The organism is Shouchella rhizosphaerae (assembly GCF_036700015.1).
Lineage (GTDB): Bacteria > Bacillota > Bacilli > Bacillales > Bacillaceae_D > Shouchella > Shouchella rhizosphaerae.
In genome coordinates this window covers 394,253-411,925 of record NZ_CP144921.1, presented here as the reverse complement: position 1 = coordinate 411,925, position 17,673 = coordinate 394,253, and the positions used below count along the sequence as shown (strand labels likewise).

Annotated in this window: 20 protein-coding genes and 2 other annotated features; of the genes, 17 read left to right on the top strand and 3 right to left on the bottom strand. The window is 45.0% G+C overall.

From position 1 onward, the window contains the following. The first annotated feature begins 163 nt into the window (after nucleotides 1-163). From V5G21_RS02285 to V5G21_RS02245, 9 genes are all read left to right on the top strand, one after another. Complete coding sequence (locus V5G21_RS02285) at nucleotides 164-919, top strand: YIP1 family protein (RefSeq protein WP_011247536.1); 756 nt, start codon at nucleotides 164-166, stop codon at nucleotides 917-919. Nucleotides 920-921: 2 nt separating this feature from the next. Then, complete coding sequence (locus tag V5G21_RS02280; protein ID WP_011247535.1) at nucleotides 922-2,253, top strand: efflux RND transporter periplasmic adaptor subunit; 1,332 nt, start codon at nucleotides 922-924, stop codon at nucleotides 2,251-2,253. After that, complete coding sequence (locus V5G21_RS02275) at nucleotides 2,250-2,924, top strand: ABC transporter ATP-binding protein (protein ID WP_011247534.1); 675 nt, start codon at nucleotides 2,250-2,252, stop codon at nucleotides 2,922-2,924. Before V5G21_RS02280 ends, V5G21_RS02275 begins: the two co-directional genes overlap by 4 nt. A 34-nt stretch (nucleotides 2,925-2,958) precedes the next feature. Further along, nucleotides 2,959-4,152 carry an ABC transporter permease gene (locus V5G21_RS02270; protein WP_011247533.1) on the top strand — a complete coding sequence of 398 codons (1,194 nt, stop codon included), beginning with the start codon at nucleotides 2,959-2,961 and terminating at the stop codon, nucleotides 4,150-4,152. Nucleotides 4,153-4,224: 72 nt separating this feature from the next. Next, nucleotides 4,225-4,344: a sequence feature (ribosomal protein L20 leader region), on the top strand. Nucleotides 4,345-4,410: 66 nt separating this feature from the next. Next, complete coding sequence (gene infC / locus V5G21_RS02265; RefSeq protein WP_011247532.1) at nucleotides 4,411-4,914, top strand: translation initiation factor IF-3; 504 nt, start codon at nucleotides 4,411-4,413, stop codon at nucleotides 4,912-4,914. Nucleotides 4,915-4,945: 31 nt separating this feature from the next. Next, nucleotides 4,946-5,149, top strand: a complete 204-nt coding sequence (gene rpmI / locus V5G21_RS02260; RefSeq protein ID WP_011247531.1) for a 50S ribosomal protein L35 — start codon at nucleotides 4,946-4,948, stop codon at nucleotides 5,147-5,149. Nucleotides 5,150-5,179: 30 nt separating this feature from the next. Beyond that, on the top strand, nucleotides 5,180-5,539 hold the full coding sequence (gene rplT, locus V5G21_RS02255; protein WP_011247530.1) for a 50S ribosomal protein L20: 360 nt from the start codon (nucleotides 5,180-5,182) through the stop codon (nucleotides 5,537-5,539). A 182-nt stretch (nucleotides 5,540-5,721) separates the two neighbouring features. Next, nucleotides 5,722-6,057: a DUF485 domain-containing protein gene (locus V5G21_RS02250; protein WP_011247529.1), complete on the top strand. Its 336-nt coding sequence runs from the start codon at nucleotides 5,722-5,724 to the stop codon at nucleotides 6,055-6,057. Next, a complete protein-coding gene (locus V5G21_RS02245; protein WP_011247528.1) occupies nucleotides 6,054-7,580 on the top strand; it encodes a solute symporter family protein in 1,527 nt (508 codons plus the stop codon). The genes V5G21_RS02250 and V5G21_RS02245 overlap by 4 nt, the downstream gene beginning before the upstream one ends. Before the next feature lie 153 nt (nucleotides 7,581-7,733). Here V5G21_RS02245 and V5G21_RS02240 read toward each other — a convergent pair whose 3' ends face one another. After that, complete coding sequence (locus tag V5G21_RS02240; RefSeq protein WP_011247527.1) at nucleotides 7,734-8,135, bottom strand: hypothetical protein; 402 nt, start codon at nucleotides 8,133-8,135, stop codon at nucleotides 7,734-7,736. 182 nt (nucleotides 8,136-8,317) lie between these two features. Here V5G21_RS02240 and V5G21_RS02235 point away from each other — a divergent pair, with 182 nt between their 5' ends. Both V5G21_RS02235 and V5G21_RS02230 read left to right on the top strand, forming a co-directional pair. Continuing rightward, nucleotides 8,318-9,367, top strand: coding sequence for a M42 family metallopeptidase (locus V5G21_RS02235; protein WP_338465512.1), 1,050 nt, complete (start codon nucleotides 8,318-8,320; stop codon nucleotides 9,365-9,367). 16 nt (nucleotides 9,368-9,383) lie between these two features. After that, nucleotides 9,384-9,671 (top strand): hypothetical protein, encoded by a 288-nt coding sequence (locus V5G21_RS02230; RefSeq protein WP_095294493.1) that lies wholly within the window; start codon nucleotides 9,384-9,386, stop codon nucleotides 9,669-9,671. A 20-nt stretch (nucleotides 9,672-9,691) separates the two neighbouring features. On the opposite strand, the gene V5G21_RS02225 is transcribed toward V5G21_RS02230, so the two are convergent. Next, on the bottom strand, nucleotides 9,692-9,880 hold the full coding sequence (locus tag V5G21_RS02225) for a hypothetical protein (RefSeq protein WP_035201869.1): 189 nt from the start codon (nucleotides 9,878-9,880) through the stop codon (nucleotides 9,692-9,694). A 118-nt stretch (nucleotides 9,881-9,998) separates the two neighbouring features. Further along, nucleotides 9,999-10,208, bottom strand: a complete 210-nt coding sequence (gene sspI / locus V5G21_RS02220) for a small acid-soluble spore protein SspI (RefSeq protein WP_011247525.1) — start codon at nucleotides 10,206-10,208, stop codon at nucleotides 9,999-10,001. A 125-nt stretch (nucleotides 10,209-10,333) separates the two neighbouring features. Here sspI and V5G21_RS02215 point away from each other — a divergent pair, with 125 nt between their 5' ends. From V5G21_RS02215 to polX, 6 genes are all read left to right on the top strand, one after another. Continuing rightward, a complete protein-coding gene (locus tag V5G21_RS02215) occupies nucleotides 10,334-11,074 on the top strand; it encodes a TrmH family RNA methyltransferase (RefSeq protein ID WP_011247524.1) in 741 nt (246 codons plus the stop codon). A 56-nt stretch (nucleotides 11,075-11,130) separates the two neighbouring features. Then, nucleotides 11,131-11,345: a binding site (T-box leader), on the top strand. A gap of 62 nt (nucleotides 11,346-11,407) precedes the next feature. Further along, nucleotides 11,408-12,442, top strand: coding sequence for a phenylalanine--tRNA ligase subunit alpha (gene pheS, locus V5G21_RS02210; RefSeq protein ID WP_011247523.1), 1,035 nt, complete (start codon nucleotides 11,408-11,410; stop codon nucleotides 12,440-12,442). A gap of 13 nt (nucleotides 12,443-12,455) precedes the next feature. After that, nucleotides 12,456-14,882 carry a phenylalanine--tRNA ligase subunit beta gene (gene pheT / locus V5G21_RS02205; RefSeq protein WP_095236045.1) on the top strand — a complete coding sequence of 809 codons (2,427 nt, stop codon included), beginning with the start codon at nucleotides 12,456-12,458 and terminating at the stop codon, nucleotides 14,880-14,882. 141 nt (nucleotides 14,883-15,023) lie between these two features. Beyond that, complete coding sequence (zapA, locus tag V5G21_RS02200; protein ID WP_011247521.1) at nucleotides 15,024-15,260, top strand: cell division protein ZapA; 237 nt, start codon at nucleotides 15,024-15,026, stop codon at nucleotides 15,258-15,260. A 1-nt stretch (nucleotide 15,261) separates the two neighbouring features. Next, the gene (locus V5G21_RS02195) at nucleotides 15,262-15,801 is read left to right on the top strand and encodes a CvpA family protein (protein ID WP_011247520.1); all 540 of its coding nucleotides are present in this window, start codon (nucleotides 15,262-15,264) and stop codon (nucleotides 15,799-15,801) included. Between the two features lie 150 nt (nucleotides 15,802-15,951). Continuing rightward, nucleotides 15,952-17,667, top strand: a complete 1,716-nt coding sequence (gene polX / locus V5G21_RS02190; protein WP_338465195.1) for a DNA polymerase/3'-5' exonuclease PolX — start codon at nucleotides 15,952-15,954, stop codon at nucleotides 17,665-17,667. Nucleotides 17,668-17,673: the final 6 nt, after the last annotated feature.

The following is a 17,673-nucleotide window of genomic DNA, read 5'->3' as shown; positions in this document are numbered from 1 at the left end:
TTTTCAAACAACTGCGTTCGACTAACGTGTTCTTGAGAACGACGAGATTATCCAACAAAAAATTCTAAAGTTTTTATAAAGTGCCTGGTTTTTCTAGTATTTAGCAGTATAATAGAAAAATAGAAGATGTACCGAATTTCTAGTTATCGAAGGAGAACGAGAGATGGAACAATTCAAGGAGGCACACCAGCCCGAAGAGTTCGCTTTTTCAAAAAAGCCTAATATTTTCGCCTTTCTTTTTAACCCAAGTAAACAGTTTGTGCGCATGAAAGTGGAACCGTCCGTCGGCTTTCCAATGTTTATCATCCTATGCCTCGTCTTACTTGGCTTGCTTTTTCCCGTTTTTACTGGACAAGGAGGGCTAATCGACTTAGATGCGGTTGCCTATGACGGCGACATGGATGGGATGATGATGGAAGAAGGAATCTACATGGAGGATGCTATGTATGAAGAAGAGGCGCCGCTGTTTGCTAGCTTTAACATAGATGGCCTCGTTTCAGGAATTATAATTGGAATGATTATGCTGGTTGCTTATGCTGCCGGACCGCCTCTGCTTGCGCTTATCTTGTTTGCGATTTCGAAAATGCAAAACAACCAGACGCCCTATAAGGCAATTTATTCAATGACTGTTTTTGCCACACTCGTAAGCGCCATTGGCTTTCTGTATTTGATGATTGTCAATGCGGCAAACGGAACGTACGGCTATATTTATACGGCGCCATCTGTGTTTGTCAATGAAACACACCCATTCTATTCTCTGTTACAAAGCTTGGAAATCTCTACGCTTGCGTTTGTTGCTTTTATTTCGCTGGGGCTCATTAAGACAGCCAACTTCAAAAAATTCCCAGCAATTGCGATTGGGGCGGGCATATTTGCATTGGTGTTAATTGTCAATTTATTAGGGGGGCTTTTGCGTTGAGTATGAAAAAAGCAATCATTGGTGGAGTGGTTGTTGTATCTATTGCCACATTTACTTATTTTGGACTATCTAAAGCCCGTGAAACAGGTGGCGGAGAGGCAGGATACACGGTCGATTTGGTTACACCGATGAATGAAGTAATGGACTCCAAGGTAATGGTTCCGGGGAAGTTAGAGTTAGTCGATCGCCAGTTAGTGACAGAACTGGCTGAACATAGCGGGTTCGAAATATTAGTCGATGTCGGCGATGAAGTCGAAGAAGGGACGCCGCTCGTCCAATATGAAACATCTGAGCTTGATTTTGAGCAACAGGACGTTGAACTGCAAATTGAAAAAGCCAATGGGGTGATTGCGGAACTTTCAAAGCAAGAAGAGGATGTGAAGAAGCGTAAAAATGGGCCTGATGTCAAACCGACCTATGAGACGGACGAGGAGACAGGTGAAAAAACGGAAATTGAACCGGTCGTGACCGTTGCTGAGCTTGACGCTGAGTTGGCTGAGCTTGCCGCACAGAAAAAAGAAGAAGCGTTTGAATTGACGCGGCTAAAAAACCAATTAGAAAGCATTAAAGAGCAAAAAGCACAATTGACCGTGAAAAGCAAAATTGCAGGAACGGTCATTAAGAGAAACGACACGGCAGAGGAAAGCAATGAAGGCCTCGGTGAAAGTGCGACAAATGCGTTGCTTGAAGTGGCCGACACGAGCCAATTTACGATTACAGGCAACATTTCCGAGCAGCAATCCCTCGAAGTGGAGCCTGGCCATCCTGTTATGATTACATCTGATACTGTAGAAGATGGTTTTTGGGAAGGGGAAGTAGTCGATGTCTCTTATTTCCCAACTGAAAGCGATGAATTTTACGGAGAATCGTCGAGCTCTCAATACCCAGTTACAATTAAAATAACCGAAGGCGATACGGACAAGCTCCGACCAGGTTACCAAGTTTATGCTGAAATTATAACGATGGAACACGAAGGGCTTGCTTTGCCTATGGAAGCGATCCAATATGATGAGTTTTCCTCATTTGTTTATGTTTATGAAGATGGTATCGCTGTACGTAGGGACGTTGAAATTGGAATTGCAACTGAATATTCGATCGAGATTATAGAGGGCGTGACAGAAGCTGATGAGGTCATTCTCGATTACATGGGAGAAGTGCAGGATGGCATGACGGTCACGCCAGCCGTTTACGAAGATGGCGACTTTGAAGAAGGGCTTGACGGGGTCGATGAACAGTTTGAAGAAGGGGAAGAACCGTTAGAAGCGCCAATTGACGGAGAAGAAGGCGAAGTGATTGAAGGCGGCGAGATTATTGAAGAGGACGATGAGGTATGATTGTGCTCAAACAGGTGACTAAATCGTTCCGCGTTGGGCAAGCTTGGTCGCAAGTGCTAGCTCCCATCGATTTAACGATTGAACAAGAAAGTTTTATGTCAATCATGGGCCCATCTGGTTCTGGAAAATCGACGCTAATGAATATCATTGGCTGTCTTGACAAACCGACAACAGGCGAATATTTGCTTGATGGCCAGATGATCGGCACACTAAGCGAAAAAGAACTTGCCAAGATCCGCAACGAAAAAATCGGGTTTGTGTTCCAGCAATTTCATTTATTGCCACGGCTTTCGGCATGGAAAAACGTCGAACTGCCGATGGTATATGCCGGCATCAAAAAAAGTGAGCGAAAAGAGCGGGCATATGAGGCATTGAAAAAAGTGGGCCTCGGCGACCGTGCTACATACAAGCCTGCTTCCCTTTCAGGCGGTCAAAAACAACGAGTCGCCATCGCCAGGGCGCTAGTCAACAATCCGTCGATTATTTTGGCGGACGAGCCAACTGGCGCTCTCGATTCGAAAACGAGCGAGTCGATTATGGAATTGCTCCGTGGTTTAAATGAAGAAGGGGTAACCATTTCGATTATTACGCACGAAACGGAAATTGCGGAAAAAACAGACCGGACTGTTTTTGTAAAGGATGGCAAAATCCAGGAGGCAACAGCATCCTGATAAGCTGCTTGTTTTCCGGAAAGGAACGAGGCCTGTGAACATCATTGAAAACATCAAAATGGCGTTTCATTCGATTGCTGCCCAAAAATTGCGGGCGCTATTAACAACGCTTGGCATTATTATCGGTGTTGCTGCCGTCATCATGGTGGTAGCAATTGGGCAAGGTGCTGAACAAAAATTAAAAGCACAAATCGTAGGCGTAGAGAACATTCGTGAGATTTATTTCGAGCCATCGGAATTCGATGAACAGGAAAATCCGAACATTTACGCCTTCTGGCAGTACTCGGAACAAGACGTAACAGACATTCAAGCGTTGCCTTCCGTTCAATCGGTCGTCGCTTCTAGTGCCGAACACACGACGATTTTGGCGGGTGATGAAAAGGTTGAAACGGAAGTTAACGGAATCAACATGCACTATATGGATCTTTACGATTATGAAGCTTTAGAAGGGAATTTGCTTCATCCAGTCGACTATTTAACGGGAACGAGGAAAGCCGTCATTACATCCGTGCTGGCTGAACAACTGTTTCCTTACGAGTCTGCTGTCGGGCAAACGGTAAAAGTTGGCGCTTATCCGATTGAAATTGTCGGCGTATTAGCGCCGTCTGACAGCATTATTAACTATGAAAGGGAACAATTGTTGCTTCCCTATGAAACGTGGAAACAAATTTTCTTCCGTGATGGATTTGACTCCATCCATATTAAGGCGGAAACAGTCGAAGACGTTGAATTGGCTGTAGTGGATGCAGCTGCGATTTTAAATGAAAACCACAGCACAGTTGATGCCTACAAAAGCTATGATATGAGCGAATTTATGGAAACAGATTCAACGATTACCCGTGTCATGACGATCATTATTGGTGGCATCGCTGGCATTTCGCTTCTTGTCGGCGGAATTGGTGTCATGAATATTATGCTTGTTTCAGTGACAGAACGAACGAGAGAAATTGGTATCCGTAAGTCAATGGGGGCCACTAGAGGACAAATCCTGTTTCAATTTTTAATTGAATCGATTGTGTTGACCGTGCTTGGTGGGACAGCAGGCATTTTGCTCGGGGCGCTGCTCGTACAGCTCATCGGCAACGCATTTGATATGGAGGTCGTTTTGTCTGGAACGGTTGTCTTAATTGCGACTGCTTTCTCCCTGGGGGTCGGCATATTGTTTGGCATATTGCCAGCCAATAAAGCGGCGAAGTTAGATCCAGTTGAATCACTCCGATATGAATAATGCAGGCAAAATTCAGCAACGTGCATTGACAGGAACCATTCACCATGGTAAGATACGTCTTGTGTTAGTTAATAGAGCAAGAAGAAGCGCCCGCTTCTCACCTGTACGACATTGGTTGCCAGGTTAGAAACCGTCAGTTTGTTAAAATGCTGATTAAGTGTGGGTGCCGTGCGTCCACACTTTTTTCACGTTTAGACGCGTTAATTGCTTTAGCTGCATCACAAAATCCACTGGAGGTGGCTCATTATTAGCAAGGACATGTTGGTCAATGAAGGGATTCGGGCTCGTGAAGTACGTCTGGTTGGCGCCAACGGCGACCAAATCGGCGTCAAGTCAAAGCATGAAGCACTGGAAATGGCACAAAGAGTAAATCTTGACCTTGTCTGTGTGGCGCCAAATGCAAAACCGCCTGTTTGCCGGATTATGGATTACGGGAAATATCGCTATGAACAGCAAAAGAAAGAAAAAGAAGCGCGCAAAAATCAAAAAGTTATTACAATCAAAGAAGTACGTTTAAGTCCGACGATTGAAGCCAATGACTTTAATACAAAGCTTCGCAATGCCCGTAAATTCCTAGAAAAAGGCGATAAGGTGAAAGCATCCATTCGTTTCCGTGGTCGTGCAATTACGCACTCACAAATCGGACGTGACGTACTTGAACGTCTCGCAAAAGAATGCGAGGACATCGCAACGATTGAGGCCCGCCCAAAAATGGAAGGCCGCAGCATGTTTCTCGTTATGGCACCTAAAACCGAGAAATAAGGGCAGGAATTAGTTAAAGGAGGACGTCGTTATGCCTAAAATGAAAACACACCGAGGCGCTGCTAAGCGTTTTAAGAAAACAGGAACTGGCAAGCTTAAGCGCTCACATGCTTATACAAGCCATATGTTCCGCCATAAATCACAGAAACAAAAACGCAAACTCCGCAAAGCGGCAATTGTGCATTCTGGAGATTTTAAACGCATTCATCAAATGCTCACATACAAGAAAAAATAACTGTTCGGATAGATTAAGGAGGGATTTGCGATGCCAAGAGTAAAAGGCGGTTATGTCGCTCGTCGTCGTCGTAAAAAAGTATTAAAATTAGCAAAAGGTTACTACGGTTCGAAGCATACGCTTTTTAAATCAGCACAAGGCCAGGTCATGAAATCTTTGCAATATGCATACCGTGATCGCCGTCAGAAGAAACGTGATTTCCGCAAACTTTGGATCACGCGTATCAATGCAGCTGCACGCTTAAATGGCCTGTCTTATAGCCGTTTAATGCATGGCCTGAAGCTAGCTGAAATTAACGTTAACCGCAAAATGCTTGCTGATCTAGCAGTTAACGATGAAAAAGCATTTGCTCAACTTGCTGATAAAGCAAAAGAAAGCTTAAATAGCTAAAAACACACGCAGCCAACGATTACATTGGCTGCTTTTTTGTGTGTTCGTCACGATTTTAAGAATACGACTGAAAACAACGTTGTTTTATGAGTAAAGTCTATTTGCAGAAAGTTTGTAATTGACAATATGGTAGCGTTTTCATATGATAATGACATACTGATAAACGTAGGAGGGGAAGCAGTATGCCACGAAAAAAAGGCGAAACGGAGTATGAGCGCATAACGAAAAGCGCATCCTTTGCGGAGCTGATGAAAAAGAAAAAAGCGTTTTTAGTGCCTAGTATTCTATTTTTTATGGTCTTTTACTTTTCCTTGCCAGTACTCGCCGTTTATACCACTGTTTTGGAAACGCCGGTTATTGGCGAAATCACATGGGCATGGGTGCTTGCAATTGCGCAATTTATTATGACATGGACGTTTTGCATTTTGTATGTAAAAAAATCAGCGCGGTTTGATAAGCTAGCTGAAAAGGTAGTAAGCGAGCAAGACACTGACAGGAAAGAAGGGGCGGGTTTATGAACATTACTGTCATTTCACTATTTCTAGCGATCGTTATACTGACGCTTGTCATCACTTACTATGCGGCGAAACGGACAAAGACAGCAAGTGAATTTTACACAGCTGGAGGCGGTTTGACTGGCTGGCAAAACGGGCTTGCGATTGCAGGTGATTACTTGTCTGCAGCCTCGTTTCTAGGGATAGCCGGTGCCATTGCTTTGTTTGGCTTTGACGGGTTCTTTTACAGTATTGGCTATCTAGTTGCCTACTTGGTTGTGATGTTTGTGGTGGCAGAACCACTTCGGAACTTAGGGAAATATACGCTTGCTGACATGATCCATTCTCGTTTTGATGCGAGGAAAGTCCGTGGTGTTGCTGCAGGGAGCACGATTACAATCGTGATTTTCTACATGATCGCCCAATTGGTGGGGGCTGGAGCGCTCATTCAATTGTTGTTTCAAATTCCATATACATACGCTGTGCTGTTAGTGGGCGTTATGATGACCATTTATGTGTTGTTTGGCGGAATGACAGCGACAAGTTGGGTGCAAATTGTTAAGGCTACATTGCTAATGGTCGCGACTGCGGCGATTTCGATCATGGTGTTGGTCCGGTTTAACTTTAACCTATTAGACATGTTTGCCTCTGTTGGCGCTTCTCAAGAAGAAGGGTTCCTGCATCCTGGAATGCAAGGGAGAGCTCCCCTTGACTCCATTTCGCTCATGCTCGCTCTCGTTTTAGGGACGGCAGGCTTGCCACATATTCTGATGCGCTTTTTTACCGTAAAGGATGCAAAGACAGCGCGTAGTTCCGTTGTTACTGCAACTTGGATTGTCGGAATCTTTTATATTCTAACGATTTTCCTTGGATTCGGTGCTGCTGCATTTGTTGGTTCTACCGATATTATGGCTGCCAATCCAGCTGGAAATATGGCGGCTCCATTATTAGCAGAACGTCTTGGTGGCGATTTGTTTATGTCTTTTGTCGCTGCTGTCGCTTTTGCCACGATTCTAGCAGTTGTAGCAGGGCTCGTGCTTTCAGGCGCTTCGGCGTTTGCCCACGATATTTATGGGCAAATCATCAAAAAAGGAAAAATTACGGAGAAGCAACAAGTTGTGGCAGCGCGAATAGCTTCGGTTACAGTTGCGGGTCTATCGATTGTGTTGGCGCTGTTTGCGCAAAATATGAATGTCGCCTTTCTCGTTGCCCTTGCTTTCTGTGTGGCTGCAAGCGCCAACTTGCCTGTTATTGTTTACACTATCTACTGGAAAAGGTTCAACACGGCTGGTGCCGTAACAGCAATGTTGTCAGGCTTGTTCTCAGCTTTAATACTCGTTGCAATCAGCCCGAATGTGCTATCGCCGACAGGCGATGCATTTATTACGGCGGAACCGCTTATTACATTAACGAACCCGGCCATTATTTCTGTTCCGATTGGCTTTATCGGCGGCATAGTAGGGACGTTGTTGTCTAAAAAACGGGACGATGCCAAATACGCAGAAGTGAAAGTGCGGGCCAACATTGGCTACCGAAAAGCGGAATAGATCGAGGAATGGAGGTAGTCGCCATCCTCAATCTCACTTGCTAGACGAGGAAAGGGAAGTAGCGAATAGAACTTGACGTTTGTGTCGGAACAAAGAGCTGCGAAAACACAACGTATGCGAACATGTGTTGACAGTACAGGAGGAGCGCTAATCCTAGCGCTCCTCAGGCTGTTTTGCTTGTTTCATAAACTCTTTAATCGGTGATGCCCATTCAATTGTCGCCTCTGGATAACGTAAGAGGACTTCTTCTTCAATAAAATGGAAGTCAGAAAAAGTTAAGCCGCGGAGTCTATCTGTATCTGCTTTTATATAAACGCGAACGACTTCAAATGATTCCTTTGTCGCCTCTAAATACTTCTCTCCTTCAAACATAATTCCTTTAAATGTGAGTTGGAAATTTTTGCGCACATTCGTGCTATCGTCCAAAAAATAAAACTGATGCGCGTTCTGGGCTTTTTTTAGCTTTCGTTCAGGCTGCAATGTATATTTTATTAAACTATAGGAAATGACAACAATGGTAGCTACTATCAGTAGCCGGAAGATTAGGACGAGCACGGGCTAAACCCCCTTTTTGGCATAATGGTTTTCAATATATACGGATCTGCAACAAAAAAGGTTTCACTTTTATTAATAAAAGTTTCTATTTGGCTTTTAAAAATTTGTTGGCTGCTGGTGTTTTCGCTATACTAGGAAGGAATTCATAAAAGGAGTGGAACAATTTGGATCAACAATTGCAAATGCTAAAAGCGCTAACTGATGCAAACGGGGTTTCCGGTTTTGAAAAAGAAGCACGGGACGTCATGATGTCATATATTGCTCCTTTTGCCGATTCTGTGGAAACGGACCATTTGGGCAGTTTGATTGCAAAAAAAACGGGCAATGCCGATGGGCCAAAAATTATGGTCGCTGGCCACTTAGATGAAATTGGGTTTATGGTGAAAAGCATTGATGAAAAAGGATTTGTGCGTTTCCAAACCATCGGCGGCTGGTGGGGCCAAGTTTTGCTAGCCAGCCGTGTAACAGTCATCACAGACAACGGGCCGATTCCTGGTGTTATCGGTTCTCAACCGCCCCACGTGCTGTCCCCAGAAGCACGGAAAAAACCAGTCGAGATTGAGGACATGTTTATCGATATTGGCGCCACATCGAAAGAAGAAGCACTAGAGTTTGGTGTCAAGCCTGGTAACCCGATTGCGCCTGTGTGCGAATTTACAGTGATGAAAAATGAGAAGTTGTTGATGGCCAAAGCATGGGATAATCGTATCGGCTGCGCCATCGCCATTGACGTCCTTAAATCATTACACGACGTCGAACACCCCAATGTTGTCTACGGAGTTGGAACGATACAAGAGGAAGTCGGTTTGCGTGGGGCAAAAACGAGCGCACATGCGATACAGCCAGACATCGGCTTCGCCATTGATGTTGGTGTTGGCGCAGATACGCCGAATACGAAGGGCGAAGGCACGCTTGGAGCTGGCCCGCAAATTATTTTATACGACGCTTCGATGATTGGCCATAAAAACCTAAGGGATTTTGTTGTGAAAACAGCAGAGGAAAACAACATTCCTTTCCAATATGACACCATTCCAGGAGGAGGGACCGATGCAGGCGCCATCCATTTAACTGCCAATGGCGTTCCGGCTTTGTCGATTACGATTGCAACTCGCTACATCCATACGCACGCAGGTTTACTTCATCGAGATGATTACAACAACACGGTTAAACTGCTCGTTGAGTTGATTAAACGGTTGGATGGGGAAACGGTTAAAAACATCACATTCGCTTAAAAACGGGAGGAACAGAATGAATAAGTTCGGGAAATGGTCATTCTTTCTCGCGATTATTTCGCTTGTGTTGTTTATTGCCTTTGCACTCTTGCTCACTACAGGCTATGCGTTGCGACTTTCGCCAAGCACAACGAGCGCGGTCGGCACCATTGCCGTTGTTGTTCTAGTGGCAAGCGCAATTGTTAGTTTGGTGTCTCTTGCAAAAGGGGAGACTGGCAAGTGGAAGCTTGCACCGTGGCTCTTAATTGGCGCAAGTGTGCTCATACTCGCTATCTTGCTTAATGTAGTGTGGATGAGCGGATGAATGTAGAATATTCAAAAATATCATCTTGTGAGCTCATTGCGGACGATATCTACTCCATATAAGAAAATGCTAACATGAAGCAAAAACAAAAAATGGCGAAATCCTCTTAACCCAAATTGGTCAATTGGGTGAGCGAACATAAAGAAGAGTCCATAGACAATTAAGCAGAGTGCGATTAGAGAAAATCCCCAACGTAAAATCATTGCCATTGGTCGCTCCTTCCACTGTAATAGTCTAGTGTATGGGACAGCACGCCCGTTTATTATACAAGCTGCTGTCCTTGACTAAAACGATTATGAAAAAAGCGAACAGGAAAATCCTGCTCGCTTATTCATTAAGCCCTTTGCTAATTTCAGCACAAAGCTCGTCTTTTTGGGATTCATCTGCATGTTTCCAGTAGACTTCAAAAAGCACGCCAAGTCCCGGCAACATTTTTTCTTCGCCACTTTCCATGGCATCGACGATTGTTGCTTCGACTTCTTGTTGGGAACTGCCTTGTATATTCGCCATAATCGCGTTGCGCAAATTAAAGCTCAATGAAATAACCCCCTTTAAAATGGTGAATCGACTAGTAGTATTCCCGAACGAAGGTGGATTATAAATCGAAAACAAGCTATTCTGTTAGTAAATGTCGACAACAGCATAAAAAGGGGCCATTGGTCATGAAACGGATAGAATCAGTCAAAAATGAACGTATTAAAGCATGGAAAAAATTACATAGCAAAAAAGGACGTGACCAGACAGGACGGTTTTTAATAGAAGGGGAACATTTAGTTGAAGAAGCGTGGAAATCAGATTGGAAAGTGGAAACGGTGCTTACGACTGCAGACGATGCAAGCTTATTTCCCGGGGAATGCATAGGCGTTTCTGAAGCCGTCATGAAGGAGTTATCGGAAACGAAAAGCCCTCAAGGCATTGTAGCTGTATGTCAAAAAAAACAGTGGCATACCCCAGAACGGTTGAAAGGGCGGTTTGTTCTTCTTGACCGGGTTCAAGACCCAGGCAATGTCGGAACGATTATCCGCACGGCATTGGCTGCTGATGCAGCAGGAGTTGTTTTAGGCAGTGGTTGTGCTGATTTATTTAATGCAAAAGTGATCCGAGCAACACAAGGGGCATTGTTTCATTTACCTGTTTATATGGGCGATCTAGTTACCTGGATAGAGGCGCTCAAAGAAAGTGGTATTCCGGTTTACGGAACATCTTTACAGGATGCTACGCCACATGATCAGTTCCACTCCCAAGAACAGTTTGCGCTTTTGCTTGGAAATGAAGGGGAAGGCGTGCAAAGCCATTTGTTGGATGCTGCTACGGAGAACCTATTTATCCGCCAAAACCGGAAAGCAGAATCATTAAACGTTTCTGTAGCTGCCGGTATTTTGCTATTTGCCTTGAAAAGTTAAGCTTGCAGCTTGTGTGGCAATTGATTATAATAAAAAGCAATCGTAATTGTATAGGATAAAAAGCGTTGATAGAGAGTAGTAAGCTTAAAACCGCCTTTCAGGGAGGAAATGCCAAAGACTGGAAGCGTTTCTATGGTAGGATGGGCCGAATTCACTCTTGAGCTGGCATCTCTAAAAGATGTTCCCGGTTTAGAGCCGTTATGGACAATGAAGTTGCACTTTTTTAGCAAGTGCAAACGAAGGGTGGTACCACGGAGCTTTCGTCCCTTTTTAGGGAGTAGAAGGCTTTTTTTATTGTTTAAAAGGAAAGAAAGGATACAAGGAGGCATTGCCATGCGAGAACAGCTAACGGCATTAAAGCATGAGGCGTTGGACAAAGCCGAGGTAGCGAAATCAGAGCAAGATATTCAAGCGATTCGCGTTGCCTATTTAGGAAAAAAGGGGCCGATTACCGAAGTCCTTCGCGGCATGGGGAAATTGTCAGCGGAAGAACGCCCAATTATTGGTGCCCTCGCCAATGAAGTGCGTGATGAAATCAAAAACAAATTGGATGAAAAAAGTAAAAAACTTCAAGAAGCTGCGATTAAACAGCAGCTCGAACAAGAATCAATCGACGTGACGTTGCCAGGTCGCCCGGCGCTTCAAGGCGCGATTCACCCATTGACTGCGGTTGTCACGGAAATCGAAGAAATCTTTTTAGGGCTTGGTTTTTCGATTGGGGAAGGGCCAGAAATTGAAACGGATTATTACAACTTTGAAGCAATGAATTTGCCAAAAGACCACCCGGCAAGAGATATGCAGGATTCGTTTTATGTAACAGAGGACTTGTTGTTGCGGACGCAAACATCGCCAGTCCAGGCGCGGACAATGGAAAAATTTGCAGGAAAAGGCCCAGTTAAAGTCGTTGTTCCTGGGAAAGTATTTCGCCGCGATGATGACGATGCAACCCACTCGCATCAATTCATGCAAGTGGAAGGGCTTTATGTTGATAAAAAAGTGCGTATGAGCGACTTGAAAGGGGTACTCGAAACATTCGCGAAACAATTTTTTGGCCAAGACCGTTCCATTCGCCTGCGCCCAAGTTTCTTCCCGTTTACGGAACCATCAGTGGAAGTCGATGTATCTTGTGGAATATGTAGCGGAAAAGGTTGCCGAGTATGCAAACAATCTGGTTGGATTGAAGTGCTTGGGGCAGGAATGGTTCACCCCCGTGTCCTTGAAATGAGCGGCTTTGATGCCAATGAGTATAGCGGCTTTGCCTTCGGTATGGGCGTAGAGCGTTTGGCAATGTTGAAATATGATATAGACGACATCCGCCAATTTTATGCAAATGATCTTCGGTTTCTAATGCAATTTAAAGACGTTTAAGGAGGGCGACACATTGCTCGTTTCATATAAATGGCTGCAAGAATATATAGAGATTGGTGATATTAGCCCGCAAGAGATTGCTGAGAAAATGACGCGGAGCGGTATAGAAATTGACTTTATTCATGAACGGAATAAAGGGGCAACCAATGTGGTTGTCGGTTATGTGGCTGAAGTAGCCCCTCATCCTGATGCGGACAAGCTAAATGTATGTCAAGTTGATATTGGCGAGGAAGAACGTGTCCAAATTGTTTGCGGGGCGCCAAATGTTAGCTCTGGCCAGTATGTCGCCGTTGCCAAAGTAGGGGCGCGTTTGCCTGGTGGCATCAAAATTAAAAAAGCGAAATTGCGCGGACAGCACTCCAACGGGATGATTTGCTCTTTGCAAGAGCTCGGTATTGACAGCAAACTAGTGCCAAAAGGTTATGTTGACGGGATTTATGTATTCCCGGAAACACAAAGCGTTGAACCTGGACAAGATGCGTTAGCACTTTTCGAGTTAAACGATAGTGTGCTGGAACTTGATTTAACACCGAATCGCTCTGATTGCATGCATATGCTTGGCGTTGCTTATGAGTTGGCTGCCCTTTATGATCGGCCAATAAAAATGCCGAAAACCAAAGTGAAAGAAGTCATCGAATCTGCTGACGGTTATATCAATGTGAGCGTCGAAAATGGCGAAGATACACCGTTTTATCAAGCACTTGTAATAAAAGACGTTAAAATCGGGCCATCGCCTTCATGGCTGCAAAACCGTCTCATGGCAGCAGGTATCCGTCCTATCAGCAACGTCGTTGATGTCACCAACTACGTGCTTCTTGAATATGGGCAACCACTGCATGCGTTTGACTACCATGCTCTTGCCTCGAAATCAATCCATGTGCGTCGCGCGAAAGCAGAAGAGGCGTTTACGACACTAGATGGCGAGAAGCGGACACTATCGCCTGAACAGTTAGTGGTCACAAACGGGCGCGAACCAGTCGCGCTTGCTGGTGTAATGGGCGGCCTTCATTCAGAGGTAACAGCGGCGACAACGACGGTCGTATTAGAGGCTGCCGCCTTCCATCCGACAGTGGTCAGACGCTCAGCTCGTCTTGCTGGCTTACGCAGTGACTCTAGCGCTCGATTCGAAAAAGGCATTAATCAGGAACGGGTGTCAGAGGCAGCACGACGAGCTGCTTACTTAATCCAAGAAATAGCTGGCGGGATCGTGCTAAGCGGAGCGGCCATTGCGGATGCGCGTGTTCGCTCGGAGAGAGTGATTGCCCTTGATTTGGACAAAATGAATGAGCGTATTGGGACAAATTTGTCCATCATGGAAGTTGCGGCACTAATGAGACGCCTCCAGTTTCCGTGTGAAAAAGTTGGCTCTGATCTACATGTAACCGTTCCGCATCGCCGCGGCGATATTACGATTCCAGAGGATTTGTACGAAGAAGTGGCACGCCTTTATGGATATGACGAGCTTCCTTCAACATTACCTGTTGGCAACACTACACAAGGGAAGCGGACCGCTGAACAAGCAAAACGTCGGAAAATGGAGGCGTATTTAAGAAGTGCTGGCCTTTCTGAAGCGATTTCGTATGCGTTAACCAGTTCGGAGAAAGCAGCGTTGTTTGCTGCGGAAACGATTAAGCCGATCCAAGTGGCCATGCCAATGAGCGAAGAACGGAGCACAATGCGTACAAGTTTGCTTCCTCATTTATACGATATTTGCGCCTACAATTTGAATCGAAAAAACAATGACGTCCTTCTGTATGAACGTGGCTCAGTGTTTTTGAGCGAGCAAGAAACGTTGACTGAACTGCCTACAGAACAGGAACGTCTTGCTGTCCTATTAAGTGGGACGTATATGAGCCATCCGTGGCAAGGTGAGAAAAAAGCAGTCGACTTTTATGTGCTAAAAGGGATTGCCGAAGGTTTAATGGAAACGCTTGGCCTAAGTGAACAAATTGAATACAAACCGGATGTGCGCCCAGGCTTCCATCCAGGTCGTACCGCCAATGTGTTGCTCAAAGGCGAGTCAATTGGGTTTCTAGCCCAAGTCCATCCGAGTACGCAAAAAGCACTTGATTTAAATGAGACATACGTGTTGGAATTAAATGTCGATGCGCTTTTTGCCGCTGAGACAGAGGCGCTCATATATAGAGGGATCCCTCGCTATCCAGCGATTACCCGCGATATGGCTCTAGTTGTTTCAAAAGAAACGACGGCAGCTGAATTAATGGCAATAATCCGTGAAGCTGGCGGAGAATTATTAGAAACAGTTTCCATTTTCGATGTGTACGAAGGTGAGCATATGGAAAGCGGGAAGAAATCAATCGCCTTTTCTCTCACTTACCGCCATGCGGAACGGACATTAACGGACGAAGAAGCATCTTTGGCCCATGAAGGGATAGTGGCAGAAGTGCAAAAGCAAACGGGTGCCGTGTTGCGGGCATAGGTTAAAATGGAAAGCAATAGAACAATGGAGCGATTGCATTTAGCAATCGCTTTTTAGCAGTTTCCAATTTTGCTTTCGCATGGTATGATGAACATTAGTTTTAGGGTAGGGCACAATCAATGTGCGCTAGGAGGTTCTTTCGTGGAGAAGAACAATAATAAAAAAAGAGCAACTGTCCGTATACAAGGACAAACTTACAAAGTGGTGAGCAGTGAGGAACCAGCTCATGTAAAAGAAGTAGCCTCCTACATGAATAAAAAAATGGAGGAGCTAAAGAAGCGTAATCCGTATTTGGATTCAACAAAACTAGCTGTTCTCACTGCCTTAAACATTGCTGATGAATACTTAAAATTGAAACGCCAATACGAAGGAGAATAACATGGTTAGTGCCGTTATTATGCTGTTGCTTCTAGTTGGCTTTTTAATTGGCCGGCGTAGAGGTTTTATTTTACAATTTATCCATCTGGTTAGCTTTTTTGTAGCGATATTTGTCGCTTGGAATTACTATGAGCCCCTGGCCCGTACCATCCGCCTCTATATTCCATATCCGGAATTTTCGGCTGATGGGGCATTCGGCATGATTATCCAAGCCTTTGATGCAGAAAGCGTCTATTATTCAGCGATTGCATTTGCGATTTTATTTTTTGGGACGAAAATCTTGCTTCACATTATTGGATCAATGCTTGATTTTGTTTCCCATTTGCCGATATTGCATACACTCAACCGCTTGCTTGGCGGCGTGCTCGGCTTCGTTGAGTTTTATTTGCTGCTGTTTGTATTGCTTTTTGTAGCAACAGCATTGCCTATAAACGAAGTGCAATCGGCGTTGCAATCGTCCGTTGTCGCAGAATTTATGATTAACCATACGCCTTATCTGTCTGATTGGTTAAATGACTTATGGGTAAGGCCAACGTTTTAATTGGCAGCTCGCTATAGCGGGCTGCTTTTTGGCTCCACCTAGTTTCGGTGTGCGTTTTCCGCTGGAACCACTCGATTTTTGCGGTTGCTGTTTGCGTTTGAAGAGCAAAAGTCGGTATGATAGGGAAGGAGCAAGAAGGAGAGGACGCCGATGGACAAAAAACAAGCGATCCAAGTGTTAGAAACTATCGCGACTTACATGGAAATAAAAGGGGAGAACCCTTTTAAAATAGCTGCTTACCGGAGGGCAGCCCAGGCATTGGAACAAGACGGCCACACGCTAGCGGAAATAGATGACCCAACGGCGATTACTGGCATCGGCCAAGCAACGGCCGATGTCATCCAGGAATTAAAGGAAACAGGAGCGTCATCGTTGCTGAATGAATTGGCACAACAATTGCCAGCAGGGTTATTGCCGCTTCTAACGATTCCTGGGCTTGGTGGCAAAAAGGTCGGCAAGCTTTACCGAGAACTTGGCATTACCGACGCAGAAAGCTTGCTTCAGGCAGCTAAAGCTGGGCAAATTCGCGCGCTTGCAGGATTTGGAAAAAAATCAGAAGACAACATGATCGAAGCGCTTGCCGTTTGGAACGTGCGGCCAGAGCGCCTTCCTGTTGCTGACGTGCTGCCGTTTTCCGAGCAACTTGAACAACAGATTGCTGGCTTCGACGATGTGATACGTTTTTCTCGAGCAGGCAGTTTACGAAGAATGCGGGAAACGGTCAAAGACTTAGATTATATCATTGCGACTGACAACCCACCTTCGGTTAAGGACCAAATTTTGCAGCTTGAAGGGATTGCCAACATTATTGCGAAAGGAAATGGCAAAGTATCTGTTGAACTTGACCTTGAAGAACATACGATTTCCGTTGATTTTCGCCTTGTCCCTGATGAAGCATTTGCAACAGCGTTGCACCATTTTACTGGCTCCAAAGACCACAACGTCCGTATGCGGCAACTCGCTAAGAAACGTGGCGAAAAAATTAATGAATATGGAATTGAAACGGTCGAGACAGGCGCAATTCAAACATTTCCCGATGAGCGAGCTTTTTTTGCCCATTTTGGCTTGCCTTATATTTCACCGGAGGCAAGAGAAGATGGCAGTGAACTAGAACGCTACCGCGAGACGGCAGAAGAGGTTTCTTTCATCGATGCGAAAGCGGATTTGCATATGCATACGACGTGGAGCGATGGCGCCCATTCGCTTGAAGAAATGGCGGAAGCAGCAAAGAAGCGTGGTTATACCCATATTGCCATTACTGACCATTCCCGCTTTCTAAAAGTAGCCAACGGCTTATCGATTGAACGCTTAAAACAACAACATGAATACATCAGGGAGTACAATCAACAAAATAACGGAATTACGATATTAACAGGAATTGAGATGGACATTCTCCCTAATGGGGAGCTTGATTATCCAGACGAGCTGTTAAGTGAAATCGATTTTGTAATCGCCTCGATCCACTCTGCTTTTTCGCAAAGTGAGGAGAAACTAATGGAACGATTGCAAGCAGCGATTTTCAACCCCCATGTGGACCTCGTTGCTCATCCAACAGGCCGGCTTATTGGCAAGCGCAAAGGCTATGCCGTTGATGTGCCCACACTAATTCAATGGGCGAGCGAAGCTGGTTGCGCACTCGAATTGAATGCAAGTCCGAGGCGTCTGGATTTAGAAGTCCCATGGTTAAAGTTAGCAGCAGAAACAGGCGTGCCGATCGCCATCAATTCAGACGCACATCGAATCGGTACGCTGGCAAATGTTGAATATGGCTATGCTCATGCAAGAAAAGCGATGTTGTTGCCTGACCAAGTGTTGAATACTTGGCCATTGGAAAAATTGCAGCAATGGCTTAAACGCAAGCATTAGCTTTGA

Bases quoted from the DNA above. Each gene is read 5' to 3' on its own strand.
- V5G21_RS02285 (WP_011247536.1), top strand. From the start codon at position 164: ATGGAACAATTCAAGGAGGCACACCAGCCCGAAGAGTTCGCTTTTTCA.
- V5G21_RS02280 (WP_011247535.1), top strand. From the start codon at position 922: ATGAAAAAAGCAATCATTGGTGGAGTGGTTGTTGTATCTATTGCCACA.
- V5G21_RS02275 (WP_011247534.1), top strand. From the start codon at position 2,250: ATGATTGTGCTCAAACAGGTGACTAAATCGTTCCGCGTTGGGCAAGCT.
- infC (WP_011247532.1), top strand. From the start codon at position 4,411: ATGTTGGTCAATGAAGGGATTCGGGCTCGTGAAGTACGTCTGGTTGGC.
- rpmI (WP_011247531.1), top strand. From the start codon at position 4,946: ATGCCTAAAATGAAAACACACCGAGGCGCTGCTAAGCGTTTTAAGAAA.
- rplT (WP_011247530.1), top strand. From the start codon at position 5,180: ATGCCAAGAGTAAAAGGCGGTTATGTCGCTCGTCGTCGTCGTAAAAAA.
- V5G21_RS02250 (WP_011247529.1), top strand. From the start codon at position 5,722: ATGCCACGAAAAAAAGGCGAAACGGAGTATGAGCGCATAACGAAAAGC.
- V5G21_RS02245 (WP_011247528.1), top strand. From the start codon at position 6,054: ATGAACATTACTGTCATTTCACTATTTCTAGCGATCGTTATACTGACG.
- V5G21_RS02235 (WP_338465512.1), top strand. From the start codon at position 8,318: ATGCTAAAAGCGCTAACTGATGCAAACGGGGTTTCCGGTTTTGAAAAA.
- V5G21_RS02230 (WP_095294493.1), top strand. From the start codon at position 9,384: ATGAATAAGTTCGGGAAATGGTCATTCTTTCTCGCGATTATTTCGCTT.
- V5G21_RS02225 (WP_035201869.1), bottom strand. From the start codon at position 9,880: ATGGCAATGATTTTACGTTGGGGATTTTCTCTAATCGCACTCTGCTTA.
- V5G21_RS02215 (WP_011247524.1), top strand. From the start codon at position 10,334: ATGAAACGGATAGAATCAGTCAAAAATGAACGTATTAAAGCATGGAAA.
- pheS (WP_011247523.1), top strand. From the start codon at position 11,408: ATGCGAGAACAGCTAACGGCATTAAAGCATGAGGCGTTGGACAAAGCC.
- V5G21_RS02195 (WP_011247520.1), top strand. From the start codon at position 15,262: ATGGTTAGTGCCGTTATTATGCTGTTGCTTCTAGTTGGCTTTTTAATT.
- polX (WP_338465195.1), top strand. From the start codon at position 15,952: ATGGACAAAAAACAAGCGATCCAAGTGTTAGAAACTATCGCGACTTAC.